At 75.2% G+C, this 25,981-nt stretch carries 19 protein-coding genes; 9 read left to right on the forward strand and 10 right to left on the reverse strand.

What is annotated here, in order from left to right:
* Window positions 1-472: 472 nt before the first annotated feature.
* Window positions 473-829, forward strand: coding sequence for an RNA-binding S4 domain-containing protein (locus tag I598_RS13980; RefSeq protein WP_068203475.1), 357 nt, complete (start codon window positions 473-475; stop codon window positions 827-829).
* 56 nt (window positions 830-885) lie between these two features.
* The gene (locus I598_RS13985; RefSeq protein ID WP_068203476.1) at window positions 886-1,374 is read left to right on the forward strand and encodes an NUDIX hydrolase; all 489 of its coding nucleotides are present in this window, start codon (window positions 886-888) and stop codon (window positions 1,372-1,374) included.
* Window positions 1,375-1,466: 92 nt separating this feature from the next.
* On the opposite strand, the gene I598_RS13990 is transcribed toward I598_RS13985, so the two are convergent.
* Window positions 1,467-1,727, reverse strand: a complete 261-nt coding sequence (locus tag I598_RS13990; protein ID WP_068203477.1) for a hypothetical protein — start codon at window positions 1,725-1,727, stop codon at window positions 1,467-1,469.
* Window positions 1,728-1,874: 147 nt separating this feature from the next.
* On the opposite strand from I598_RS13990, the gene I598_RS13995 reads away from it, so the two are divergent.
* Together I598_RS13995 and I598_RS14000 are read left to right on the forward strand one after the other, a co-directional pair.
* Entirely contained in the window at window positions 1,875-3,980 is a 2,106-nt protein-coding gene (locus tag I598_RS13995; RefSeq protein WP_157557247.1) for a gluzincin family metallopeptidase, read from the forward strand.
* A gap of 9 nt (window positions 3,981-3,989) precedes the next feature.
* Window positions 3,990-4,637, forward strand: a complete 648-nt coding sequence (locus I598_RS14000) for a response regulator (RefSeq protein ID WP_068203479.1) — start codon at window positions 3,990-3,992, stop codon at window positions 4,635-4,637.
* Between the two features lie 6 nt (window positions 4,638-4,643).
* Here the strand turns inward: I598_RS14000 and I598_RS14005 are convergent, their stop codons facing one another.
* On the reverse strand, window positions 4,644-6,254 hold the full coding sequence (locus tag I598_RS14005; protein ID WP_068203480.1) for a sensor histidine kinase: 1,611 nt from the start codon (window positions 6,252-6,254) through the stop codon (window positions 4,644-4,646).
* Between the two features lie 129 nt (window positions 6,255-6,383).
* On the opposite strand from I598_RS14005, the gene I598_RS14010 reads away from it, so the two are divergent.
* Window positions 6,384-7,301, forward strand: coding sequence for a universal stress protein (locus I598_RS14010; RefSeq protein ID WP_068203481.1), 918 nt, complete (start codon window positions 6,384-6,386; stop codon window positions 7,299-7,301).
* 10 nt (window positions 7,302-7,311) lie between these two features.
* On the opposite strand, the gene I598_RS14015 is transcribed toward I598_RS14010, so the two are convergent.
* The 3 genes from I598_RS14015 to I598_RS14025 form a co-directional block, all read right to left on the reverse strand.
* Window positions 7,312-7,878, reverse strand: a complete 567-nt coding sequence (locus I598_RS14015) for a GNAT family N-acetyltransferase (RefSeq protein WP_068203482.1) — start codon at window positions 7,876-7,878, stop codon at window positions 7,312-7,314.
* Window positions 7,871-8,446, reverse strand: a complete 576-nt coding sequence (locus tag I598_RS14020) for a 1-acyl-sn-glycerol-3-phosphate acyltransferase (RefSeq protein WP_068203483.1) — start codon at window positions 8,444-8,446, stop codon at window positions 7,871-7,873. Before I598_RS14020 ends, I598_RS14015 begins: the two co-directional genes overlap by 8 nt.
* A 170-nt stretch (window positions 8,447-8,616) precedes the next feature.
* Window positions 8,617-12,678, reverse strand: coding sequence for a S8 family serine peptidase (locus tag I598_RS14025; RefSeq protein ID WP_068203484.1), 4,062 nt, complete (start codon window positions 12,676-12,678; stop codon window positions 8,617-8,619).
* 194 nt (window positions 12,679-12,872) lie between these two features.
* Here I598_RS14025 and I598_RS14030 point away from each other — a divergent pair, with 194 nt between their 5' ends.
* Window positions 12,873-13,112, forward strand: a complete 240-nt coding sequence (locus tag I598_RS14030; protein WP_068203485.1) for a hypothetical protein — start codon at window positions 12,873-12,875, stop codon at window positions 13,110-13,112.
* Window positions 13,113-13,128: 16 nt separating this feature from the next.
* Here I598_RS14030 and I598_RS14035 read toward each other — a convergent pair whose 3' ends face one another.
* Genes I598_RS14035 through I598_RS14055 form a run of 5 tightly spaced genes read right to left on the reverse strand, consistent with a single transcriptional unit; the run spans window position 13,129 to window position 17,012 of the window.
* Entirely contained in the window at window positions 13,129-13,929 is an 801-nt protein-coding gene (locus I598_RS14035) for a hypothetical protein (protein WP_068203486.1), read from the reverse strand.
* Window positions 13,926-14,561: a hypothetical protein gene (locus I598_RS17705; RefSeq protein WP_068203487.1), complete on the reverse strand. Its 636-nt coding sequence runs from the start codon at window positions 14,559-14,561 to the stop codon at window positions 13,926-13,928. Before I598_RS17705 ends, I598_RS14035 begins: the two co-directional genes overlap by 4 nt.
* On the reverse strand, window positions 14,558-15,232 hold the full coding sequence (locus tag I598_RS14045; RefSeq protein ID WP_068203488.1) for a hypothetical protein: 675 nt from the start codon (window positions 15,230-15,232) through the stop codon (window positions 14,558-14,560). Before I598_RS14045 ends, I598_RS17705 begins: the two co-directional genes overlap by 4 nt.
* Window positions 15,233-15,290: 58 nt before the next feature.
* Entirely contained in the window at window positions 15,291-16,703 is a 1,413-nt protein-coding gene (locus tag I598_RS14050) for a hypothetical protein (RefSeq protein ID WP_068203489.1), read from the reverse strand.
* A gap of 9 nt (window positions 16,704-16,712) precedes the next feature.
* The gene (locus tag I598_RS14055; RefSeq protein ID WP_083973333.1) at window positions 16,713-17,012 is read right to left on the reverse strand and encodes a hypothetical protein; all 300 of its coding nucleotides are present in this window, start codon (window positions 17,010-17,012) and stop codon (window positions 16,713-16,715) included.
* Between the two features lie 194 nt (window positions 17,013-17,206).
* Here I598_RS14055 and I598_RS14060 point away from each other — a divergent pair, with 194 nt between their 5' ends.
* The 3 genes from I598_RS14060 (at window position 17,207) to I598_RS14070 (ending at window position 25,860) form a co-directional block, all read left to right on the forward strand.
* Window positions 17,207-19,741, forward strand: a complete 2,535-nt coding sequence (locus I598_RS14060; RefSeq protein ID WP_068203490.1) for a S8 family serine peptidase — start codon at window positions 17,207-17,209, stop codon at window positions 19,739-19,741.
* 2 nt (window positions 19,742-19,743) lie between these two features.
* On the forward strand, window positions 19,744-22,680 hold the full coding sequence (locus I598_RS14065; protein ID WP_068203491.1) for an FG-GAP-like repeat-containing protein: 2,937 nt from the start codon (window positions 19,744-19,746) through the stop codon (window positions 22,678-22,680).
* A 96-nt stretch (window positions 22,681-22,776) separates the two neighbouring features.
* A complete protein-coding gene (locus I598_RS14070) occupies window positions 22,777-25,860 on the forward strand; it encodes an ATP-binding protein (protein ID WP_068203492.1) in 3,084 nt (1,027 codons plus the stop codon).
* The last annotated feature ends 121 nt before the right edge of the window (window positions 25,861-25,981 follow it).

Raw genomic sequence — 25,981 nt, forward strand, 5'->3', positions numbered from 1 at the left:
GGGCGCCAGTCAGCACACGGCGGCGTGAGGCAGCGTGCTTCGGGTTCCGGACGGCGGAGGGTGCCGCGCGTCGTCGCGTTCACGGGCCCCAGGGGGCCCTCCACTTCGGGTTGGACGACGACGCGCGGCACCCTCCGCCGTCCTTCGTCGTCGTCACGTCGGGCTTGGGGTGTTGACGACGACGGTGGCGGCGACAGCGAGGCAGTCGCGTCGGGCTGTCGTGCACGGTCGTGTGCTGACTGAACGACGTTCACGCTGACTCGCGCCCGCCTGTGCTAACTGGGTGAGAACTGCGCTGACTCGCGCCGTCGTGTGCTGACTGAACGACATTCACGCTGACTCGCGCCCGCTTGCGCTGACTGGGCGAGCCCTGCGCTGACTCGCGCCCGCTTGCGCTGACTCGCGTCGAACCGCGCTGACCGGCGGCCGATTGCGCTGACTCGGCGGCGGGCCGGCGTGGGAGAGTGGACGGATGCGGATCGACATCTGGCTCTGGGCGGTGCGGCTCTTCAAGAGTCGCTCGGTGGCGGCCTCGACGCTGCGGTCCGGCAGGGTCCGCGTCAACGGGACGGTCGCCAAGCCGGCGACGTCGGTGCAGGTCGGTGACCGTGTCACGTGGCGTGACCCGCTGCGGGACCGTGTCGTCGTCGTCCGAGAGCTCCTGCCGAAGCGGGTCGGTGCGCCCCTCGCCGTCAAGGCCTACACCGACCAGAGCCCGCCCGTCCCGACTCGCGAGGAACGCGCCGAGGTCGGTCTGCGCGACCGTGGCGCCGGACGACCCACGAAGCGGGAACGCCGCGACATCGACAGGTTGCGCGGGCGCCGGTAGTCGACGGCCCCGGCACCCGCGGTGCGCGCCGCGGACGCGCCGCGCACACTGGTCGGATGGCGAGAACCAGCGCGGGGCTGCTGCTCTACCGTCTCGCCGGGCAGGCCCTCGAGGTGCTGGTCGGCCACATGGGCGGCCCCTTCTGGGCGCGCAAGGACGCCGGCGCCTGGACGGTGCTCAAGGGTGAGGCGGAGGACGGCGAGGACCTGCACGCCGCCGCCGAGCGGGAAGCCGTCGAGGAGCTCGGCCTCGTCCTACCGCCGTCGTCCGGCGACGTCGACCTGGGCGAGGTGCGGCAACGCTCCGGCAAACGCGTCGTCGCCTGGGCGCGGGAGTGGCCGCCGCCCGGTCCCGACCTCACGGCGGCGCGGAGCAACACCGTCGCGATCGAGTGGCCGCCGCGGTCCGGGCGCACCGTCGACGTTCCCGAGATCGACCGGTTCGCCTGGTTGGCGCCCGACGATGCGCGACGGCTGCTCGTCCCGGCCCAGGCCGCCTTCGTCGACCGACTGTGCGCGGCCGTCGCCCACGCGGAGGTGCGCTGACTCGCGCCGTCGTGCGCTGACTGGCGCCGACCTGCGCTGACTGGCGGCCACCGGCGCTGACTCGTGCCGACCTGCGCTGACTCGCGCCGCGCTCAGACGCCGAGGGAGCGGGCGGACCAGGTGAGGCCGAGCGCCTGGAGGACGTCGGACGGCTCCCGGTCGGCGGCGTCGGCGTACGCCTGCAGGGACAGCACGGACGCGGTGAGCATCGTCGTGATGACCTGCCGGGCCAGCCGGGGGTCGGAGGTCGCCTCGTCCAGCATCTCCTGGACGACGGCGGACCGGATCCCGAGGTCGGGATCCGAGCATGCGGTGAGGAGCGCGATCGTCGTCGCTCCGGCGTCACTGGCCATGCGCACCCCCCGATGTCACGACGTGTCACCATCCGGTGTACCGCAGCGGAACGATCTCCGCGACCCGAGTCGAACCGTTTCGCCTCCGGGTGGCGCTACCATGACGCTCCGGCAGCCAGGGCGGCTGCCGACGACGACGGGGCAGACGTGGCACGAACGGATCGACCGGCTATCCACCTCCTCGCTCGACGGGTCGCCTCGACGGCGGCCGTCGTGGCGCTGGCGCTCGTGGGGCTGGTCGTCGCCCCGACGGCCCCGGCCTCGGCGGCGAACGGCCTCACCGAGGAGTCGCACGCCCGGTACACGGTCTCGGCCAAGGGCCGGGTCACGGCCGAGGTGACCACCACCATCACCAACGTGACGCCGGACCGGGGCAGCACCTACTACTTCTGGGACGCGTACAGCATCCCCGTGCCGACGGGTGCCGACGACGTCACCGCGACGAGCGGCGGTGCGCGGCTGGCCACGTCGACCCGCGGCACCGACGACCCCGACACCGAGGTGGTGCAGGCCTCGTTCTCGCCGCTGCGCTACGGGGCCAGCCGCACCATCACGTGGACGTACGAGGTCGACGGCGCACCGGTGCGCTCGCAGCGCTGGACGCGCGTCGGGCCCGGGTACGCGACGTTCGCCGCGCAGTCGTGGGGCGACGACGGACGCACCACCGTGGAGATCGACGTCCCGCGGGACATGACGCTCGACTCCACCGCCGCGTTCACGCAGGCCCGGGGGGACCGCAACAAGCGCACCGTCTACTCCCTGGACGACCAGAACGCCGACGGCGGCATCTGGGCGGCGGTCTCCGTGCGGGACCCGGACCGCGCCGACGAGCGTGAGGTGACGGTGGGCGACGCCACCCTCACCGTCGAGGGCTTCCCCGGCGACGAGAAGTGGCTGGCCTTCGCGGCGAAGCAGGTCGAGGCGGGGCTGCCCGAGCTGGAGCGGCTCGTCGGCAGCCCCTGGCCCGCCCGTGTGGACGTCGTCCGCGAGGACGTGTCCCCGCAGGTGCTCGGCTACGCATGGTTCGACGACCGGGGGAACGAGATCGTCGTCGGGGAGGAGCTGGACGCCGCGACGATCTTCCACGAGCTGGGCCACGCCTGGTTCGACGACGAACGGTTCGAGGGCCGCTGGCTGTACGAGGGGCTGACGGAGGTCACCGCGCACCGGGTGCTGGCGGCGACCGGCGGTGACGGCGCGCCGCGCCGGGCCCCGGCCCGGGACGCGAAGCACGCGCTGGCGCTGACGGGCTGGTCGGAGCAGGACCGGGACCACGACGTCGACGACTACGCGTACGCCGCGGCCTCCACGGCGGTGCACCGGATCCTCGGCGACCTCGACGACGAGACGTTCACCGCCGTCGTCCGGGCCGCCCACGCCGGCGAGAGCGCGTACGAGGAGCCGGGCAGCAGGGTCGGCACCCGGCGGACGGTCGGCTGGCAGGGCTTCCTCGACCTCGCCGCCGAGCGCGGCGGCGTGGACGGCTCGCAGGTGTACCGCACGTGGGTCCTCACCCCGAAGCAGGCGAGGACGCTCGACGCGCGCGCCGACGCCCGCGACGCGTACGCGGCGTTCGACGAGTCCGACGGCGACTGGCAGGTCCCCGCCGGGCTGCGCGCCCACATGACCGACTGGGACTTCGCGGACGCGACGGAGGACCTGACCGTCCTCGGCCCGGTCGCCGAGCAGGCCGTGGCCGTGCAGGCCGCGTCCGCGGCGTCGGGCCTGGCCGTGCCGGACACGGTGCGCGGCGCGTACGAGCGGGCCCGGGACGCCGACGACTACGCCGAGGTCGCGGACCTCCTGCCGCGGGCCGCGACGGTCCTGACCGCCGTGGGCGCGGTCTCCGACGACGTGGCGGCCGAGTCCGACCCCGTCACCGAGCTGGGGGAGCGGCTGCTCGACGCCGAGGGCTCCGCCACCGGGGCACGGGCGGCGCTCGCCGACGGCGAGCTCGACCTGGCGGCGGCGCGCGCCGACGACGCCGAGACCCGGGCGGACCGGGCCACGCTGGTCGGGGCGGGGGTCGTCGCGGGGGTCCTGCTGGTCCTCGCGCTGCTCGTGCTGGTCCCCGTGCTGCTCGTGCGGCGACGTCGGCGGCGCCGGGCGGAGGCGGACGCCACGGACGGCACGGACGGCGCGCCGGCCGGGACCGCACCCGCCCCCGGGGCGCCGGAGGGCGACGACGCCACGCCGGCCGGGCAGCCGACCGGGCAGGAGGACCGCCCCGCGCGCACCGGCGCCGAGGCGTAGCGTGGACGCATGGGCCCCGACGTCGTGCGCGTCGTCCTCGTGGACGACCACGAGGTGGTCCGGCGCGGGGTGGCCGACCTCCTGGAGGCCGAGCCCGACATCGAGGTCGTGGGGGAGGCAGGCTCGGTCGCGGAGGCCCTCGCCCGCGTCCCGGCCCTGCGGCCCGACGTGGCGGTGCTGGACGTCCGGCTGCCCGACGGCGACGGCGTGGGGCTGTGCCGGGAGCTGCGGTCCCGCACGGACGTCGCCTGCCTCGTGCTGACGTCGTTCGACGACGACGAGGCGCTGTTCGACGCGATCCTCGCGGGGGCCGCCGGGTACGTGCTCAAGCAGGTGCGCGGCACCGACCTCGTCGCGGCGATCCGCACGGTCGCCGCGGGCGGCTCCACGCTGGACCCGCGGGCGGCTGGTCTCGTCATGGAGCGGCTGCGGGCGCAGGAGCACCCGGACGCGGACCCGCTGGCCGACCTCACCGAGCAGGAGCGCCGCGTGCTGGCGCTGGTGGGGCAGGGCCTGACGAACCGGCAGATCGGCGAGCGGCTGTTCCTCGCGGAGAAGACGGTGAAGAACTACGTGTCGCACGTGCTGGCGAAGCTGGGCGTGGAGCGGCGGGTGCAGGCCGCGGTGCTGGCGGCACGCCTCGAGCAGCGGTCCTGACGCCCCTCACCGCGGCAGCGGCACCGCCCAGCGCAGCCGCGTCCCGGGCGTGCGCGACCGCGTGGTGAACGTGCCGCCCAGCTCGACGGCGCGCCGCTCCAGGTTCGCCAGGCCGCTGCGCGGCGCGTCCGGCGGGAGGCCGACGCCGTCGTCGTCGACGACGAGCACCACGGCGTCCCCGACGGCCAGGTGGACGTCGACGTGGCCGGCCCCGGCGTGCCGGGCCGCGTTCGACAGCGACTCCCGCAGCACCGCCACGAGATGGTCGGCGACCGGCGGCGGCACGAGCGTGTCGACGGTGCCCGTCATCCGCAGGGACGGAGCGAACCCGAGCGGGCCGGCCGCGGCCTCGACCTCCGCCAGGAGCCGGGCCCGCACCCCCACCGTGCGGGACCCGCCGAGAGCGGGGGACAGCCCGCGGATCGTGGTGCGCACGAGCGCGATCGTCTCGTCGATCTCCTCGACGGCCGCCGACACCCGTGCGGCGTCCTCCGGGCGGTCCTGCAGGCGTCGGCCGACCACCTGGAGCGACAGCCCGGTCGCGTACAGCCGCTGGACGGCGAGGTCGTGCAGGTCGCGGGCGATGCGGTCGCGGTCCCGCAGGACGGCGAGCCGCTCGGCGTCGTCGCGCCGCTCCGCGAGCTCCAGGGCGACGGCGGCGTGCCCCGCGAACGCGACCAGCGCGTCCACCACCACCGCCGGGAACGCCGGGGTGCCGCGTCGTCGGCCCACCAGCAGCACGCCCGCCGTCCGCCCCGGGCCGCCGAGGGGGAGGGCGGCCAGCGGCCCCACGACCTCCGGGGGGTGTGCCGTGAGCGTGCCCAGGGTCGCCGTCGCGGCGTCGGCGGTGACGACCGGCCGTCCGGTCGAGCAGGCCTCGGCCGCGAACGTCCCCCGCGCGGGGAGCACCGTCCCGACGAGGCCGTCCGTGCCCGGACCCAGCGCGGACCGCACCCGCAGGTGGTCGGGTGCCGCGTCCGTCGCCGTGGCGAGCACCGCGACGTCGGCCTCCGCGACGCGCAGCGCCTGCTCCGCGACGACGTCGAGCACGGTGCCCGGGTCGTGGCCGGCCAGCACCCGGCGGGAGATCGCGTCGTCGCCGACCGCCCACCGTTCGCGCAGACGGGCCTCGTCGTACAGGCGGGCGTTCTCCACCGCGACGCTCGCCGCGGCGGCCAGGCCCTCGACCAGCCGTTCGTCGTTCGCGGTGAACGGCTCGCCCGTCCGCTTCTGGGTGAGGTAGAGGTTGCCGAACGGCTCGCCGTGGACGTGCAGCGGCACCCCGAGGAAGGACCGCATCGGCGGGTGGTGCGCCGGGAAGCCGGTCGCCCGCGGGTCCGCCGTGAGGTCGTCGAGGCGCAGCGGCACCGGGTGGGCGACCAGCTCGCCCAGCAGTCCCCGACCGCGTGGCGGCGGGCCGATCCGTGCCGCCTGCTCGGCGTCCATGCCCTCGGTGATGAACTCGGCGATCCGGCCGTCGTCGCCGAGGACCCCCAGGGCCGCGTAGCGGGCGCCGGTCACGTCCGCGGCCGCCCGCACGAGCCGGCGCAGCGTCGTGGGCAGGTCGAGCCCGCGACCGATCGACAGCACCGCCCCGAGCAGCACGCCGTCGGTCATGCTCCCACGGTAGCGATCCGGTGTCCCCGATGCCCGGTCCGGGACCATCGGTCGCGGGGTCGATGACCAGCGGCACTGCCGCCCCGGCGCCGCGGGTGCGGTACTGGGAGGAGGACGAAGGAGGACGTCATGAACACACGTCGTGCCGTGGTCGTCGGGGTCGACGGCTCCTCGGCGAGCGACCAGGCTCTCGACTGGGCCGCGGCGGAGACCGTCCGCCGCGCCGCGTGGCTGACCGTCGTGAGCGCCTATGAGCTGGTGAACGCCCCCGGACCGGCGGAGTTCGGGGTCGGGCTCGAGGACCTGCACCGGGCTGCGCAGGCCAACGTCTGGCGCGCCATGTCACGGCTCGACGGCGCACGGGAGCGCGGCTGCCTCGTCCCCGACGCCGCCGACGTCACCGGCGAGGTCGTGCACGGCCACCCTGCGGGGAGCCTCGTCGACCTGTCGGCCACGAGCGACCTCGTGGTGGTCGGCCGACGTGGCCTGAACGGGTTCGCCCGGCTCGTGCTGGGCTCGGTGTCGGCGGCCGTGAGCGCGCAGGCGCGCGGCCCGGTCGCCGTGGTCCCGGACGACCCGGTCGCGGCCCGGTCCCGCTGCCCGGCGGACGAGGTCGGCCCCGTGTGGCGGGTCGTCGCCGCGGTCGACTTCGACGACCACCTCGGCCGGGTCCTCGGCCAGGCGTTCGAGGAGGCGCGCCACGCGCAGGTGCCCCTGCTCGTGGTCCACGCGCTGGACCGCGAGCGCAGCCCCGTCGAGCACGCCTACGAGGCCCAGTGGGTGCGCGGCTACCGGGACGAGGCCGTCGCCGCCCTGCACGACGAGCTGGTCCGCTGGCAGGACAAGTACCCGCGGGTCGCGTGGACGACGACGGTCGAGCGCGGACGGCCTGTGGACCTGCTGGCCGCCACCGTGCAGCGGCGCGACCTGCTCGTCGTCGGCGGGCGGCCGCACGCGCCGATCACGGGACGCATCCTGCGCTCCGTGGCCGACCGGATCGGCCGCGACGTGGGCTGCCCGGTGGTGATCGCGCACCACCAGCCCTGAGGGCCTGCGGTCAGGCGGGGTCGTCCGACAGCACGCGCTGGAACAGGACGTGGTCCTGCCAGCGGCCCGCGATGTGCAGGTACTGCGGGGCGAGGCCGATCCGCACGAACCCGGTGCGGGCCAGGACCGCCTGGGAGGCGTGGTTGTGCAGCAGCGTCGCTGCCTGGAGCCGGTGCAGCCCGAGGACGTCGCGGGCGTGCGCGGCGCCGGCCTGCACGGCGGCGGTCATGACGCCGTGGCCGGTGAGGTCCGACGCCAGCCAGTAGCCGACGTGGGCGGACCGGGCGGCGCCCCGCTCGATGCCGGTGAGGTTCAGCCGACCGACGATCGCGTCGTCGCGGACGAGCACGAGCGGCACCGCGCGGCCCGCACCGTGCTCGAGCAGCAGCACCGGGATGCGCGCCGTGTGGTACCCCGCCTCGTGGAACGCCGCCGGGCGAGCCGGCTCCCAGGGCTCGAGGTGGTCGCGGTCGCGGTCGTAGGCCGCGGCGAGCGCAGGCCCGTCGCCAGGGTGCAGGAGCCGCAGCACCACACCGGCGGGCAGCTCGACCGGGGTGACGGCGGGCTGCTCAGGCATCCTCGGAGCGCAGCCGCGGCTCGGTGCGCAGGGCGGGGCGCAGCCCGGCCTTGTCGGCGTAGAAGGCGCGGACCCGGTCCATGTCGGCGCGGACGTCGCCGGTGAGCCGCAGGGTGGGCCCGAGGCCGGTCGTCATGGTGGTGCGGTCGACGTAGCCGAGCGTGACGGGCAGGTCGGCCTCACGGGCGATGCGGTAGAAGCCCGACTTCCAGCCGTCGCCGGACCGGGTGCCCTCGGGGGTGACGACGAGGTGGAAGACCTCGCCCCCGCGGACACGCCCGAGCACCTCGGTGACGACCCCGCTGGGGTCGCGACGGTCGACGGGGATGCCGCCGAGCGCCCGCATGACCGGACCCTTCCACCCGGCGAACAGCGTGTGCTTGCCCAGCCAGCGCGCGTCGATGCCGAGCTTCCACGCGATGGCGAGCATGAGCACGAAGTCCCAGTTGGACGTGTGCGGGGCGCCGATGAGGAGGCCCGCCTCGGCGGGGGCCGGCTCGGAGCGGAGCCGCCAGCGGCTCAGCCGCCAGTAGAGGCCCGCGGCGGTGCGGCGGAAGGGGGAGGACACGGCTGAATCGTACGGCGGGGCAGGGGATTCTCACGCATCAGGCGCCTCCCGCGTGAGGAACGACGGCGTCCCCACGGACAGCGCCGCGGCTCCTCAGGCATCGGTGCGTGATGCCTGAGGAACCGCGGCGCGGGTCCGGCGTTCCTGCGGGGCTCACCGGGGAGGCCGGGTCACCTCCCGCAGCGGACGGGCTCGTAGCCCGCCTCGTACCGCGTCGTCACCGCGAGGGTGCCCACGGTGCCGGTCGCGACGACGTCCGCGACGCCGCCGGTGCGCAGGCGGGCGGCGCCCGTGTCGAACAGCCGGTACGCGCCCTGGCCCGGGGCGACGTCCTCGACCGTGACCGTGCCCCACGGCGACGTCAGGGTGACGTCGGCGGTGTGCTCGCCGGTGTTGCGGGCGTGGACCGCGACCATGGCGCGGTCGTCCACGCACTGCGAGCGGGCGTTGACGACCAGGTCGAGGCGGCCGCCCACCTGATAGGTCCGCACCATCGCCTGGGTGACGGCGGAGCCGTCCGCGGCGGTCATCGTCGTGCGCAGGTGCACGAAGCTCCCCACGGGGGCGTCGGTCGGCACGTCGGCCGTCCAGGTGCCGTCGGCGCCGCGGGTGACGGCGACGTCGGTCCAGGTCGGGACCGCCGCGACGGTGGTCTGGTCGCCGACGGCGTACTGCAGGGTGACGGCGTCGAGGTCGACCCGCTCCTTCGTGGCGTCCGAGGACGCCGCGAGGGTGACGTGCGCGTCGGTGCCGGCCAGGACCCGGTTGGTGAGGTCCATGTCGACGTCCACGGACGGGACCAGCAGCGGCTGCGCCCCCTGGTCCGCCCGACCGGTCGGGAACGTCCAGTCCGTCGTGAAGGCCAGGCCGAGCGTCGTGACCGTGGACGGACGACGCGTGAACGCCGTCTGGACGTGCACCTCCGCGTCCTCCGCCGGCAGTGCGTAGACGCCGCCGACCGCGGGGTTCACCGCGACGTCGTCGACCCACACGCGGCGCAGGGTCGAGTCCTGGTAGGCCAGGCCGGTCGAGTCGTGCCCGGCCGCGTCGCCCCACGTCGACAGCGCCAGGCTGAGCGCGTTGAGGGAACGGGTGGCCAGCGGTCGGTCGTACGTGTTGCTGGTCGCCCCGAGCGGCGTCTTGAACCACGACGTCGGCTCGGTGCTCCCCGGTGCGTAGGTGCGCGGGCCGTCGAACGACGCCGCGCTGGCGATGTTCGAGGTCATGCGGGAGATCGTCGTCCACGCGAAGTCGTCCGACGCCGTGTAGTAGACGGTGCGCTCGGCCGGCGAGGTCACCGGCAGCATCGTGCCGCCGGCGTACACCGACGACGACACGCCCGGCATGGTCAGGGCGAGGTCGAGGTACCAGGTGCGCTGGTCGACACCCTGGGTGTAGAACGCGGTGGGCACGGTCGCGAGGTCGGACGCCTCGACGCGCTGGCGGCCGCCGGGGACCTTGCCGTCGACGACGGTGGCCACGTTGTACATGTACGGGCTGGACGCGACGGCGGTGCCGTCCCACGAGACGGTGGTCCCGCCGCCGGCGACCTCGGCGACGAGCGCCTCGGCGTCGGCGGCCGTGATCGAGGCCATCGGCAGGGTGACCCCGGAGCCGCCGAGGTTGATCCGGCCCACGTTCGTCGACGAGTAGGCGAGCAGGCCGACCGCGCCGCGACCCGCGAGGGCGCGGTCCCAGGCGAGGGTGTTGCCGCCCTGCACGGAGCTGCTCGCGTCGACGACGACGATCCTGCCCTCGACGTCCGCGGCGGCGAGGTTCTCCGCCGTGCCCGGGCCGACGTGGACGACCGGCGCGGAGCCGGTGCCGTCGAACGCGGCGGCGAAGGCGACCGGCAGGTCGTCGAGGGTGCGGCCGCCCGTGGAGGTGAACGTGACCCCCGGTGCGACGAGGCGCGCGGTGGCCTCGAACGTGTAGCGGTCGTCGACCCGTCCACCCGAGGTGTACAGGCCCTTGACGTAGGACGGCACGGTGGTGAGGACACCGGTGCGGCGCGAGCCCTCGTCACCGAGGGCGTACGTGTAGCCGATCGAGTAGCCCTGCGCCTCGGTGGGCCGGTCCGTCCGCCAGGAGAGCTCGCGGGCGTCCCGGGCGTCGAGCGCCACGGTGGTGTCGCCGTCGACCGTCACGGTCTCGTGCACGAGCGACACGGAGGCGACCTGACCCTGGTTGCCGGGCGCGTCCCGCGTGAGGAGGGTGCCCGCGATCTCGTAGGTGCCGTGCGGCAGCGTGAGCGCCACCTCGCCGGAGCCGACGCCGTAGCGGTAGTCGCGGCCACGCTCGACGTCGATCACCTGGAAGGACGAGTTCGAGTCCGGCGCCTGACCGAACCGGTCCGTGAGGGACACGACGACGGATGCCGTCGGGCCCTCCATGAGGACGGAGAACGGCACGGTGACGCGGGTGTCGCCGGCGGTGCCCACGAGGCGCGCCGTGACGGTGCCGTAGTCGTCGGCCTGGAGCGGGACGGTCGGGTCGATCGTGACGGGCACGTCGGCGGTGCCGCCGGCCGGGACGACGACCCGGTTCTTCTTCAGCCCGACGGTGAACATGCGGCGCGGGACGCTGCTGCCGTCCTGGCCGAACCCGTCGACGGTGAGGTCGAGCGTGACGTCCTCGTCGGAGGAGTTGCTGAGCCGCACGGCGCGGGTGCGCGGCGCGAGGTCGGCCTGCGGGTACCCGAACGACGCGAGCTCGGTGCCCGGGGCCCCGGTCACGTCCTGTGTGACGGCGCGGCCGACGTCCATCGGCCCGGCGCCCTGGTCGAGCGGCGGGGCGTCGGAGGCCTTCACGGCCGAGGTGAGCGCCGCCTTGACCTGGGCGGGGGTGTACTCCGGGTGCGCCTGGAGGACGATCGCGGCGCCGCCGGCGACGTGCGGGGTCGCCATCGAGGTGCCGGAGAACGCCACGTACGGCATGTCGGTGCCGCCGCCCGTGCGGGCGGAGACGACGTCGACACCCTGGGAGGCGATGTCGGGCTTCGCGGCGGTGCCGCCCACCGAGGGGCCACGGCTGGAGAACGACGCCGTGGCGTCGTCGCGGTCCACCGCGCTGACGGTCAGCGCGGCCGGCGCGCAGCCGGGCGTCGAGACCTGGCCGTGCAGGCCCTCGTTGCCGGCGGCGACGACGAACAGCGCCTCGTCGGACAGCGCCTGGACCAGGTCGACGTCGGGGCCGGAGCAGGACGTCGCGGCCGAGTTGCCCAGCGACATCGACACGACGTCCGCGCCGGCGTCCACGGCCCACTGCATGCCCGCGAGGATCCACGACGACTGGCCGGAGCCGTCGTCGCCGAGGACCTTGCCGACCAGGAGGTCCGCGCCCGGCGCGACACCCGCGTAGGTGCCGTCCGACGCCGCGCCCGTGCCCGCGACCGACCCGGCCACGTGGGTGCCGTGCCCGTTCGCGTCCTGGACGGTCGTGCCGCCGTACGTGACGAACGAGCGGGAGTCCGCGACCTGACCCGTCAGGTCGACGTGCGCGGCGTCGTAGCCGGAGTCCAGCACCGCCACGGTGACGCCCTCGCCGTCGAGCCCGAGCTCGTGGGCGGCGCCCGCCCCGGTGAGGGGGACGGTCGGGGCGAGGTCGTCGACGGCGGTGGCGCGCACCTTGGCGTCCAGCCAGATCTTCTCCACGCCCGCGCTCGACCGCGCGGCGGAGCCGGGCTCCAGGGCGCTCCACGCGGCTGCCGCCCGGTCCTTGTCGACCGACACCGCAGCGGCGTCGATCGCGTCGATCTCCACCGTCGTCATCGTCCCGCGGGCCTGGGAGCGGGCCCGCGCCCCGTCCGCGTACTCGACGATGATCGGCAGCGCGTCGGTGGACGCGTCGTCGTAGCCGTCCTCCCACAGCCCGGTGATGTCGAACAGGGCGAGGTCGAGCGAGCCGTCGTCGACGAGCGGCTGGGCCACCGACGGCACGAGGTAGGTGCGGCCGTCCCGGACCCACGTCGAGTAGACCGGGTCGACGTCCTCGGAGACGAGACGCACCTCGGCGACGTCACCGGCGGCGTCGATGCGGGCCTCGACGACGTCACCCGTGACGAGGGTGAACGTCGCCCAGGAGGACGCGGCCTCGACGGTGGACGTCGGGTCGGCGGGCGGCAGGTCGTCGGCGGTGGCGGTCCCCGCGACGGCCGTGGCCGCTGTGGTCGCGAGCAGGGCGGACGCGGCGATGGTGGCCGCCGTCCGCCGCACGCGGGCGTGCTGGATCATGAAGAGCTCCCTTCGGTGCGCTCACCCTCCCTGACGAGCGGGTGTCCGGGGAGGCCCAGGAGCTGGCGAGAACCCGCCATGTCGGACAGTCGCCACACCGGCGGCACGCAGCGGTGCGGCCACGTCTCGAAGCGGCGCGGGGGCGGGTGCTAGCGTGCGAGGCGCCCGACCGCACCCGACCTCTGGAGGGCCCCATGGCCGCCGCCGACCGACGCTCCGACGACGCGCGGGCCCGCAAGCTCGAGAACCCGGTGATGGTGGGCGGGGCGGTCGCGGTCGTGCTGGCCGTCGTCGGCGCCTTCGCCGGCTTCGACCTGCTCGGCGAGGTCGCCGGGATCCCGGTGCTCGTCGTCGTGATCGTCGTGGTGTTCGTCGTCGGCGCCGTGCTGACGGCGCGGCGCATCGCCGCGCTGCGCACCCCCGAGGACTCCTGACCCGAGCGTCCCCGCGTCAGCGTCCGGTGCGGCCCCGCGCGTCGCGGCGTGCGCGGGCCGCGGCCAGGCGGGCCTGGCGCTCGCGGGCGTCCAGGGCGGTGACGGGCACGTCACCGGCACCGGTGGCGGCGTCGTCGAACCGGCGTCGCCAGGCGCGCCGGGCCAGGACGGTGCTCCAGGCCGCGAGGCATGCCGCGGCGGCGAGCAGCAGCACCCGCGCCGGGGCGGGCAGGTCCTGCGCGAGCCCCACGAGGGCCAGCAGCCAGGCGGCGCCCGCAGGCAGCATCGCGACGAGCTGGCCGGCCCGCGGCTGCCAGCCCGTGACGTACCAGCGCATGAGGAGGTCCGTCGCCCGGGTGGCGTGGACAGGCTGCAGGGAGAGCGCGACGCCGAACAGCGTGGGCAGGCCCGTCGCCCGGCCGGCCCCCACGTATCGGGTCCCCGAGAGCGGGCCGGTGGCGTACCGCGGGTCGAACGACCGGCCCACGTAGAGGAACGACAGGGCGGCCAGCGGCCAGGTCGCGGCGGTGAGCACGCCCAGCACGCCCGGACCCCAGATCAGCACGATCAGCGGGACGCAGAGCAGGAACGCGACCAGCTCGCCAGGCTCCGCGGCGAGCCCGTCCACGATGCCGCCCACCGTCATCGTGCCGTCGAGGGCGATCCACACCAGGACGCCCGGCCCCAGGGCCAGGACCACGAGCGCGAGCACCGTCCAGACCAGGCCCACGAGCAGGTAGCCGACGGGGCGCAGCACGCGCCGGGACACCGGCAGGGGCGGCTCGGCGTCGACCGGTCCGGGCACCGGGTGGGTCATGACCCGTCCGCCGCCGTGGCGGGCTCGGCGGTGCGGGCGGGCTCCATGAAGGTCAGGGAGTCCATGATCTCGTCGAACAGCGTCGCGAACGGCTCCGCGGACGGGATGCCCGGGACGTTGACGCGGGCCAGGAGCAGCCGCGAACGGTCCGGGTAGGGCACGTGGTACTCGAGGCGCATCGTGAGCACCTCGTCGCCGTCGGGCGTCGTCCCGCGGGTCATCTCCACCACCCGCGCGACCGGTCCGGTGCGCTGCTCGGCCACCTCGCCGTCGGGGTAGGCGGCCCGCAGCGCGGCCTCGACGTCGCCCGCGGCGAGCGCGTCGGCGGCCGCGGTGGGCCACTCCTCGTCGATCGCGAGGAGCGCCGCGGGGAACGGCACGCCCGGCAGCAGCTCGAGCGACGTGAGATAGGTGTGGACGCCCGCCGCGCGCGCGGCGGTCACGTTGTCGAGGATCTCCTGCGTCGCCTCGCGGCGGGCCCGGGCGAGCCGGTCCGCGGGGCCCACCTGCCGGCGCACCAGGCGGCGGACGTACGCCGCGGCGGCCTCCGGGTCGGCCAGGGGCACGTTGCCCCAGGTGCCCGGCAGGACGATCCGCATCCGACCCTCGTGGAACCCGACCGCGCGCGTCATGCCCGCCCCAGCTCCGGGGTGAGGCCCCCGGCGAGGTCGATGACGGTCTGCGGCATGTCGTCGAAGACGTCGACGCCGGCGGACACGGCGGTCAGCTCGATCATGTCGGGGCAGTCGGGCGGGAACACCCCGAGCACCACCCGTTCCTCGAGGTGCGCGACCTCCTGCCCGAGCTCGGGGTCCACGTGCCCGATCATGAGGTGCGCGCCGTGCGCCGCGCCGCCCGGCAGGTCGGCCTCGACCTGCTGCGCGTACAGGTACGGCGGGTCGTCGGACTCTGCGACCAGGCGCTCCAGGTCGGCGAGGAAGGCCTCCGGGGTCAGGCCGGTCTGCGCGACGAGCGTCACCATGGCGTCCACGCTCCCCGTCGAGGGGTCGCGCACGAGGAACGCCGTCGTGAGCGCGTCGACGCCCGTGCCCGACGCCGAGGCCACCACCGCGGTGATCGCCTCGGCCAGGTCCGCGACCGGGTCGGCGGGGGGCTCCGCCGCGAACGCCGCCCCCGCCTCGGGGGACAGCGACGGCGGCTCCCCGGTCGCCGGGGGAGCGCCGGGGCCGACGAGGTGGCGTGCCGCCTCCAGCGCCCACGTCGTGACGTCGAACGGGGCCTCGGGCACGACCGTCCAGCCGTCGCCGAGCGCCAGCTCGTAGCCGACCAGCCTGAGTGTCACGGGGTCCTCTTCTCGGGTCGCGACGCCCGTCGAGGGGCGCCCCGCCATCGTACGAGCATCAGTTCGGCGGGATCGCGCTGCCCGCGACGTTGATGACGCCGCCGACCAGGTTGCCGTAGGGGCCGCCGAGCGGGCTCGACCCGAGCGAGACGCCCGGACCCAGCGCCTGACCGGGGTCGCCGTAGCCGAGCTCGCTCGCGGCCGAGACCGTGTTCCGCACGCCGTTGAACGTGGTGATGCCGATCGCGCCCACCGCGGCGACCGACGCCGTCGTGGAGGCCACGTTGTCGACGCGGGTCCCCGTGATCGCCATCGTGCTGAGCATGTCGGCCACGTCGTCGTTGCGGAACAGGGCTCGCATCCCCGCCCCGGTGAACGGGTTGGGGAACAGCTTCTTGGCGGCCTGGCCGTAGGCGCCGTTCTTGATCATGCCGGCCACGGCCTTGTCGCCCGCCGACCGGATGAACGGGGACTTCAGGACGCCCGTGACGCGCTGGCCGGTCGTCATCGCGAACACCTTGCGCGTGCTCTTGAGGGTGGACGTCCCGAACGTCGCCTTGGCGACCCGCGGCGTCATGCGTCCTGCGGACTGCACGACGATCCGCGCCTTGGAGTACTTCGCGATCGCGCTGATCGCGCGGCCGCCGAACAGCGACAGCACCGCGAGGCCCGCCGCCCCGACGACGCCCCACCACGACCCCTTGCCGCGCGCCGCGTCGAACACGGCGTTGACCACGGCCAGCACGGCGCCGACGGCTGCCAGCACCAGCAGGACCTGACCGAGGATCGGCACCCACGACAGGAAGATCGCGAGGATGCCCGCGACGTCGCAGATGATCTTCACGACCTTGTACACGCTGTCCCAGACTTCGCCGGCCTTGTCCCAGAACCCGTCCTCCAGGCCGTGGGCGTTCTTCCCGGTGACGACCTCCTGGATCTGGGAGGCCGCGGTGCGGGCGGCGGAGTCCTTGGCCTCGTGGCCGGCCGTCCACTCGCCCTCCTGGCGGGTGATCTCGGCCTCGAGGTCGTCGACGCGGTCACCGGCGCGGGTCTCCGCACGGGTCGCGTCGGCGCGCTCGGCGGGGGTGGCGGTGGAGGGCAGCGCGTCGGTGGACGTCTGCGCGGCCCACGCCTGGCCGCGGGCGGTGTCCAGGTCGGAGCGCAGCCGCCGCAGCTCGCGGGCCGCCGGGTTCGCCCGCTCCTTGGCGGCCTCCAGCTGGTCGGCGTACGTCGTCAGCGCGTCGCCGGCCTCCCGGTAACGGGTCTGCGCCTTGTCGATGGACTCGCTCACGGTCGCGGCGAGCTTGCGCGTCTCGTCCATCGCCAGCGACTTCGTGCCGATCTCGTCGACGATGCTGTCGAGCGCCTTCGTCGAGCGGGCGATCGCCTCCGCGATCCTCGTGTACCGCTCGCCCTTGGTCCGGACCAGGTACGCCGACCCGTCCAGCTCTTCCCACTGCGTGTCCGCCATCGCCCGCTCCTACTTCTCCGCCGCGTCCTCGAGCGCCCGCGCCAGGTCGGCGTCGACCTGCGTGAACGTGTCGACGATCTGCGTCATGATCCCGCTCAGCTTCTGCACGTCGGACAGCATGTCCTCGCGCTTGATCCGCCACTTGTCCGAGAAGTCGTGCAGGCGGTCCGCGAGCTCGTCGTGGCCCGTCGCCTCCGCGGCCGAGCCCGCCCGGTCGTCGGCGTTCTCCAGCTCGCGCACGATCGCGGACAGGTCGTCGGCCAGCGTGCTCAGCGTGCCCATGTCGATGGACAGGTCGTACCCGGCCACTGCTCCGCTCCCTGCGCTCGTCCCTCTGGTCGGGGAAACCGTAGCCCGGCGCACCGGCGCCGTCGATGGGGAGCACTCCCCATGCGGCCGACGGCCCGTGCCGGTGTGCCCGGGAGGGGACCGGTAACGGCGCAGTAACGGCCGCTGCCTAGCGTGCGAGCCACCCCTGCACCTGCTCCTGGAGGAATGCTCCGATGCACCAGTCCCGACCCCCCGGGCGCCGCCGCGCCGCGTGGACGGTGGCCACGCTCACCGCGGCCGCCCTGCTGACCGGGCCGCTGACCGCGGCCGCCGACACCGCCGGCCCCCTCGCCGACAGCCCGAAGGTCGACCCCGCCCTCGCGAGCGCCGTCTCCGACGGTGCCGAGGCGACCTTCTTCGTCGTCCTGAAGGACCAGGCCGACCTGGCCGCGCCGCGCGCGAAGCGGTCCCACGCGGCGAAGGCGGAGGCCGCCTACGACGAGCTGCGCGAGCACGCCGCGTCCAGCCAGAAGTCCCTGACGGCCTTCCTGGACCGCAAGAAGGTCGGGCACGAGGACTTCTGGATCGCCAACACGGTCCAGGTGACCGGCGACGCCGACCTGGTCGCCGAGCTGTCGAAGCGGTCGGACGTCGCGTCGGTCGTCCCGGAGCAGACCTACTACCTGGACGCCACGGAGGCGTCGCCCGCCGGCGACGTGGAGTCCGAACGGGCGACCACCGCCGCCGCCCCGGAGTGGGGCGTCGCGGACATCAACGCGGACGACGTGTGGGCGCAGTACGAGGACCGTGGCGAGGGCATCGTCATCGCCAACATCGACTCCGGCGTGCAGTACGACCACCCGGACCTCGTGGGGACCTACCGCGGCAACGACGGTGACGGCACGTTCACCCACGACTACAACTTCTACGACCCGACGGGCACCTGCACCGACGGGCCGTGCGACAACAACGGCCACGGCACCCACACGATGGGCACGATGGTCGGCGCGAACGGCATCGGCGTCGCGCCCGGCGCCACGTGGATCGCCGCGAAGGGGTGCGAGGCGCGGTCCTGCTCGGACGCCTCGCTGCTCAAGGCCGGCCAGTGGATCCTTGCCCCGACCGACGCCGAGGGCCTGAACCCGCGCCCGGACCTGGCGCCGAACATCGTCAACAACTCGTGGGGCGGCGGCCGGACGACGTTCTACCAGGACATCGTCGAGGCCTGGAACGCCGTCGGGATCTTCGAGGCGTTCGCCGCGGGCAACTCCGGCGACGGCGCCACCTGCTCGACGACGGAGTCGCCGGGTGCGCAGGCTCCCGCCTACGGGGTCGGCGCGTACGACGTCACGGGAACCATCGCGGACTTCTCCGGCTTCGGTCCGTCGCCCGTCGACGGCTCCGCCAAGCCGAACATCGCCGCACCGGGCGTGAACGTGCGCTCCACCGTCCCGGGCTCCGCCTACCAGGCGAACAACGGGACCTCCATGGCGACGCCGCACGTCGCCGGTGCCGTGGCACTGCTGTGGGCGGCGTCCCCGGCGCTCATCGGTGACATCGCCGGGACCCGCGAGCTGCTGGACGCCGGTGCCCGCGACGTCGACGACACGCACTGCGGCGGCACCGCCGCCATGAACAACGTCTGGGGCGAGGGCAAGCTCGACGTGCTCGCGTCGGTCGAGCTCGCGCCGCGGACGGCCGGCACCCTGACGGGCACCGTCAAGGAGAAGGGCACGGGCACGCCGCTGGAGGGCGTCACCGTCACGGCCGAGAACGCGGCGGGCGTGCGCTCCGTCGTCACGGGGCCCGACGGCACCTACCGCCTCAACCTGGTGCCGGGCACCTACGACGTCACGATGCGCGGCTACGGCTACGCCACCCGGACCTTCACCGGCATCGAGGTCACGGACGGTGCGACGACGAAGCGCGGCGCGCAGCTCGCCGCGACGGCCCAGCACGCCGTGACCGGCACCGTGCTCGACGTGACGGGAGCGCCGCTGGCCGGTGCGACCGTCCAGGTCGAGGGTGCGCCGCTGGCCGCGGTCACCACCGGCGCCGACGGTTCCTTCCAGGTGCCGGCCGTGGCCGAGGGCGACTACGCGCTCGTCGCGACGCCCGCCGAGCCCGTGCTGTGCAACGGCACCTCCCGCACCGACCTCACGGTCGACGGGGCGGAGGCCCGCACGGTGCAGCTCCCCGCCAAGGCCGACTTCTTCGGCAACTCCTGCACGCCGGTGGAGTACTCCTGGGTCAAGGGCGCCTCCACGGTCGCGCTCAGCGGCGACGAGGACGCGGCGACGATCTCGCTGCCGTTCTGGGTGAGCCTGTACGGCGTCGACTACTCCAGCGCGTCCGTCACGACCAACGGTCTGGTGAACTTCCTGTCCCCGCGGCTCGGCGACTACGAGAACACCGCCCTGCCGGAGGCCGCCGCCCCCAACGGCGTCGTCGCCCCGTTCTGGGACGACCTGATGCTCGACAAGAGGTCCAGCGTGCAGACGGCCACGAAGGGCAAGGCGGGGAACCGCACCTTCGCGATCGTGTGGAACAAGGCGGTGCTGGTCGACGACGGCGGGCGCGTCACGTTCGAGGTCCTCTTCCACGAGGCCTCCGGCGACGTCACGTTCCAGTACCAGTCCGTGCCGGGATCCGGCGCGTCGGCCACCGTCGGCATCGAGAACCAGACCGGTGCCGACGCCCTCCAGTACTCGTTCGACCAGCCCGTCCTGACCGACGGCTCGGCGATCCGCATCACCCCGGGAGCCTGATCATGAGAAACCCTCGAACCGGGCGGGCCGCGCAGCTCGCCTCCACCCTCGTCGCCGCGAGCCTCGTGCTCGCCGCGGCACCGCAGGTGGCCACGGCCGCCGACGACGAGACGCTCACCCTCAGCACCACCGAGGCCGAGGCGCTCGCCGACCGACTGGGCGCCGTGGTCTACGGCGGCCAGGACGCCCTCGAGACGATCGAGGCCGAGACCGGTGTCTCCCTCGACGCGGCGGACGCACCGTCCGCCGCCGCAGCGGACGCGGGCGCGGGCGCGACCGCTGACGTCGACCCGACCACGCCCGTGACGTTCACGGCGACGTCGTCCCTGGAGGGGGCGCGCGGCCTCGGCGTCACGCTGCCCGCGGCGGGCCAGAAGTACTTCACGCTGCACAGCCTCGGCCAGGTCCAGCTGAGCAGGCCCGACGGCAGCGCGGTCTGGCAGCGCACGGCCACGTCGCTCATCGCCGACTGGGGCGTCAAGCCGGTCCGCGTGTGGGAGAGGGAGATCTACCCGCCGCAGGTCCTCATGGGCTACAACGCCGTGAGCCCGTTCACGCCGACCTCCGACGCGGGCTACGACACCGGCGACCTCACCGGCGACGGCACCCCGGACGTCGTGTTCTCGGCGGCCTTCGGCATGAACCCGCCGACCGGCGTCACGCTGCCGGGCTCAACGATGCGGGCCGGCACGATCGTCACCGTCCTCGACGGTGCGACCGGGACGATGGCCTGGTCGAAGGTGTACCCCTTCGCCGCGCTGGCGCAGGTCGTCGGCGACACCCTGCTCGTCGGCGACGCCCCGCGGCAGAACCAGTACGCGCCCGCCGCGGCGACCGCGACCCTCACCGGCATCCGCTTCACGTCCGCCGACGGCGTGCTCACCCCGGTGTCCACGTGGACGTACGACACGGGTCTGACCTCCGCGGCGACCTGGGGCGACGTCGAGGACCTCGGTGACGGCCGCGTCGCCGTCTCCTGGAACCAGCGCCGGACGGACACGACCCCGGCGGCGGGCCGCACGCTCGTGCTCGACACCGCCGACGGCTCCGTCGTCTGGCGCACCGACGCCGGCCTGTACGGCCGCCAGCTCCACCTGGACGGCGCCCGCGGCCGGGTCGTCGCCCTCGAGCAGGCCGACACCTCCGACGCCGTGCGGTACGCGATCGTCGCCTACGACGTGGCGACGGGCGAGCGCACCGTGCTCAGCACCCGCGAGAACGCGCTCGCCACGGCCATGACCGTGGGGAACGCCGCCCAGGGCAAGGGCACCGAGTACGTCGTCAGCGAGTCGACGCTCGACGCGAACCTCTACCTCAACTCGTCGACGGTCCGGGTCCTGGACGGCAAGGACGGCGCCACCGTCCGGTGGACCTCGACGACGAAGCGCGGCGCGGACAACCACGGGGACGCCCCGAGCACGTGGAGCCTCGACGCCGCGGGCGGCATGCTGGTCGCCACGTCCCAGGACGACACGGGCATGTCCACCGCCGACAACCCGGGCGGCCTGCGCTACGGCACCGTCACCGGCTACACGGACGCCGGCAAGGTCCGCTGGCAGCACGAGGGCACCGAGGCCTCCCCGGTGTTCCAGCAGGTGTACCGCTCCGGCGGCACCGACCACGTCCGCGTGGTCGACCAGGGCCAGAACGTCCGCACCTACACGGTGGCCCAGGGCAAGGAGAAGAGCCTCGTCCCGCTGCAGGGCGACCTGAGCTCCGGCCAGGCCGTGGACCTCGACGGTGACGGGAAGGACGACGTCGTCGCCGGTGGCAGCTCGCGCGGCGTGTGGGCCTGGAAGGGCACCTCGCTCGTCAAGGGCGCGCCGAAGGAGCTGTGGCGGGCGACGGTTCCCGGCGAGGTGCACGACGTCGAGACCGGCGACGTGAACGGTGACGGACGACCCGAGGTGGTCGTGGCCGCCGACACCGCGACGGTCGTCCTCGACGGCGCCACCGGCAACGTCCTCACCACGATCGACGGCGGTGGGCAGTACGTCCGCTCCGTCACCGTGGCCGACGTGGACGGCGACGGCAAGGACGAGGTGGTCGTCCCGACCGACGCGCTGCGCGTCCACAACGCCCGCGGCAAGCTGCTGTGGGTCTACGAGGCCCCCGCCGAGGCCGGCGACGTCGTCTTCTCCGACGCGGTCACCGGTGACGGCCGCGTGTACGTCCAGTACTCCGAGGTCGGTGCGCTCGCCGTGGCCGACGCCGTGGAGAACGGCGTCGCGCTGGACGGGAGGACGGGCGCGGAGCTCTGGACGGCCGACCCGGTCGCCCCCGCGAGCGCGGCCGACGGCAAGCTGCACGGCGCGCTGCTGCGCAACGCCGTGTTCGCGTCGCCGAACATCCCGTACGCCGACGGTCACGCCGTCGCCTACACCTGGATCGCGAGCATGGCGCCGAACGCGGCCGACACGTCCGCCCTCCCCAGCCCGAGGGTCGTCGTCGAGATCCGCGACGGTCGCACCGGCGAGCTGCTCCGCCAGGAGGCCACCGGCAGCCCGTGGTCGCACGACAACTTCTTCATCGACGGCCCGGGCGACCCGCTGTACGCGCTGAGCTTCGGCACCCTGCGGGGCTTCGGCGCCGACGGCGCCGACACGTCCAGCTCGGTGGTCTCCCCGCTGCGCGGCGTGGAGTTCATCACCGGGCCGGGCGGCCGCAAGCTGCTCGCCGGCGGGACCGAGGGCGGCGTCGGGGCGTGGGACCCGTCGGTCCTCACCACCGGGTGGTCGTTCCAGAACGGCGTCGGCACGGGCAGCGCGTCCGGCGGGCGCAGCTACCTCGCCGGGGACCTCGACGGGGACGGCGGCGACGAGCTGGTCTCGCTCAACTTCGACAGCCACGGGTACGACCGCATGGCCCAGTCCCTGGGCAGCCGCGTGCTGTCGCTGGACGACTCCACCCACAAGATGGTGACGTTCAAGCTCTCCTGACGGCGGTCCGCGAGCCGGACCGCCCCACCTGACCACAGGACCCCTGGCCCACCCCCGAGGCCGGGGGTCCTGTGCTCTGGGCTACTGTTCGACGTCATGACCGCACGGCCCGCCACCGGCGCGGCGCCCGGAGGTCCCTCCCCGGCGCCGCTCCTGCGCCTGCACCTCCTGGGCGGGTTCCGCGTCACCCGTGACGGCGGCCCCGAGCTGCCGGAGCGGTGGCCGCGGCCCGGCGCACGAGCCCTGGTCAAGCTGCTCGCCGTGGTGCCCGACCACCGCCTGCACCGCGAGCAGGCCATCGACGTGTGCTGGCCCGACGCCGACCCCTCGGCGGCCGTGGGAAGCCTGCGCGTCGCGCTGCACGCGGCCCGGCATGCCATCGAGCCCGAGCTCGCCCCGCGGGCGGCGTCGTCGTACCTGGTGGCGGACGGCGCCCTGCTCCGCCTCGACCCGCAGCGCGTGTGGATCGACGCCGACCACGCCGAGGAGGTCGCGCTGGCCGCGCTCGCCGGCGGGTCCGCCGCCGACCTCGCCGCGGCGCTCGAGGAGTTCGTCGGTGAGCTGCTGCCCGAGGACCGGTACGCCACCTGGGCACAGGCCCGCCGCGACCGGCTCGGAGCGTTGCGCGACCAGGTGCGGCTCGCGCTCGCGGCCGCCCACCTGCGCGCCGGGGACCTCGCGTCCGCGGTCGCCCGCGCCGAGCAGGTGCTCGCCGACCACCCGGCGGAGGAGCCCGCCCACCAGGTGCTCATCGAGGCGTACCTCCGCCAGGGCCTGCGCCGCCGCGCCGTGTACCAGTACCACGCGTGCCGGGAGGCGCTCGACGCTGAGCTCGGCGTCCGGCCGGGCCCCGAGACGGAGCGGCTCCACGGGCTCGCGCTGGCGGCCGCGCCGGTCGGGGCACCGTCCGCCACGACGCCCCTGCCGGCACCGCTGCGGGCACCCGATCCCTCCCCGCTGCGCGGCCGGGACACCGCCGTGGACCGGCTCGGCGAACCCGCCGGACCGCCCGTCCGGGTGCTGTCGGGCGAGCCCGGCGTCGGCAAGACCCGGCTCGTCACCGAGGTGGCGCGGCGTGCGGCCGCCGACGGCGCGACGGTCCTGTGGGGAGGGGGGCACGAGGCCGAGGGGCACACGCCCTACGGGGCGTTCGCGGAAGCCCTCGACGGCTGGCTGGCCGAGCAGGACGCCACCGCGCGCGCCCGGGTCGGGGCGGAGCACCCCGAGCTCGCCGCGCTCCTGCCGTCGCTCGGCCGGACCGACGCCGTCCGGCGCAGCCCGGAGGAGGAGCGCGACCGGCTCTTCCGCGCCACCGCGGCCCTGCTGGACGACCTCGCGTCCGTCCGCCCCGTGCTCGTCGTGCTGGACGACCTGCACGCCGCCGACGCGGGCTCGTTCCAGCTGCTCGGCCACCTCGCACGGCACGCCTCCCGCAACGCCGGCCGGCTGCGGTTCCTCGTCACCCTGCGCGAGGAGGAGCTGCCCGAGGGTGACGCCCGCCGGACGGGGATGCTGTCCCTCGCCCGCGCCGGGCTCGCCGTCGAGGAGGAGGTCGCGCGCCTCGACCGGGACGCCTGCCTGGCCGTCGCCGCCGACGTGACCGGGCCTGCCGGCGGCGACCCCGACCACCTCGCGCGGGTGTGGGAGCTCTCGCTCGGCAACCCGCTGTTCGCCGCCGAGCTCGCCAGGGCCGGCGGCCGGGACGACGTGCCCGGCACGCCGGGCAGCGGCACCGAGACGGAACCCGGCGACGCCGGCGCGACCCCCGCCGGGGTCCGGCGCGTCGTCGCGGAACGGCTGGGACGGCTCGACGGCGACGCCCGCCGCGTCGTCGAGGCCCTCGCGGTCGCCGGCGCCGACGCCGCGCTCACCGAGGTGCTCGACGTCGCCGCGTCCGGGCTGCACCCGCCGCTCACCGGAGCGGCCGCCGCCGACGCGGTGGAGCGCGCGCTCGCCGCCGCGGTCGTCGAGGAACGGGCCGTCGTCGTCGGCGGGCGCACCGAGACCGGGCTCGCGTTCCGGCACCCGCTCGTGCGCCTCACCTGCTACGAGCGCCTCAGCGGCGTCCGGCGGCGGCTGCTCCACGCGGCGTACGCCCGCACCGTGCTGCGCCGCCGGCCCGACGACGTGGACACCCTCGCCGGGCACCTCGCCCGCGCCGACGACCCCCGCGCCGCCGAGTACCTGCGCCGGGCCGCGGAACGCGCCGCCGCGCTGTACGCCAACGACACCGCCGACCGCTACTACCGCGACCTCGTCGCCCGCCTCGACGCCGACGCCGCGCGGGCCCGGCTGGACCACGCGCAGGTGCTGCGCCGCATGGGGCAGTTCGACCAGGCCGCCGACGTGCTGCGACCCGCGCTCGCCGAGCTCTCCCGGCGGGGCGACGACGACGGCGCGGTCCTCGCCGCGGCCCGCCTCGCCGAGATGGTCGTCCGCACGGGCGACCTCGACCACGGCCGCCAGGTGCTGGACCGGTACGCGCCCGCGGCCGGGACCGCGCCCGAGCCCGCCACCGCGCACCACCTGTCCCGTTCGGCCCTGGAGAACAAGCAGGGTCGGTACGGCGCCGCGCTCGCGGCGGCGGACCGGGCGCTCGCGGCCGCCCGGGGCGTACCGGGCGCACCCGGTGTCGGGCTCGTCGCCCGCGCCCACGCGCAGCGGGCGACCAACCTCGGCCTGTCCGGGCGGGTCGACGAGGCCCAGGCGGCGGCCGCGCAGGCGCTGCCGCGGGCCGAGGAGTTCGGCGACCCCACGCTGCTCGGCAGCGTGCTGTCCACCTGCCGGGAGAACGCCCGCCGCGCCGGGCGGCTCACCGAGGCCGTGCGGATCGGGCGCCGGGCCCTCGACCTGGTGGCCGGATCGGGCGACCCGGTGTCCGCGGCGTTCGAGCGCGCCAACCTCGCCGAGCTGCACCTGCTCCTCGGCGAGGTCGACGTCGCCCGCACGCTCGCCGAGGAGGCCGTGACCGGGGCCGAGGGCGAGGCGGGCTGGATCCTGCCGTACGCGCTGATCGCCCTCGGCCGGGTCCGGGCCGCGACCGGTGACCCGGACGACGCGGCGCGCCTGTACGGGCGGGCCGCGGAGTCCGCCGAGCGGCTCGCCGACCGGCAGGCCCAGCGCGAGGCGAGCGCCGCCCTCTCCGGCCTGGACCGCCCGTCGGTCGAGCCGCCCGGCTGACGGCGCCACGGCCGGGCCCGCGCCGACGTGCGGCACGCCACGTCGAGAACAGGCCCGGAACCGGCCGGAACGCGCCCGAGCGCGGCCCCGGCGGGGGACACTGGGAGACAGCAACCTCTGC

Origin of the sequence: Isoptericola dokdonensis DS-3 (assembly GCF_001636295.1) — a bacterium.
GTDB lineage: Bacteria > Actinomycetota > Actinomycetes > Actinomycetales > Cellulomonadaceae > Isoptericola > Isoptericola dokdonensis.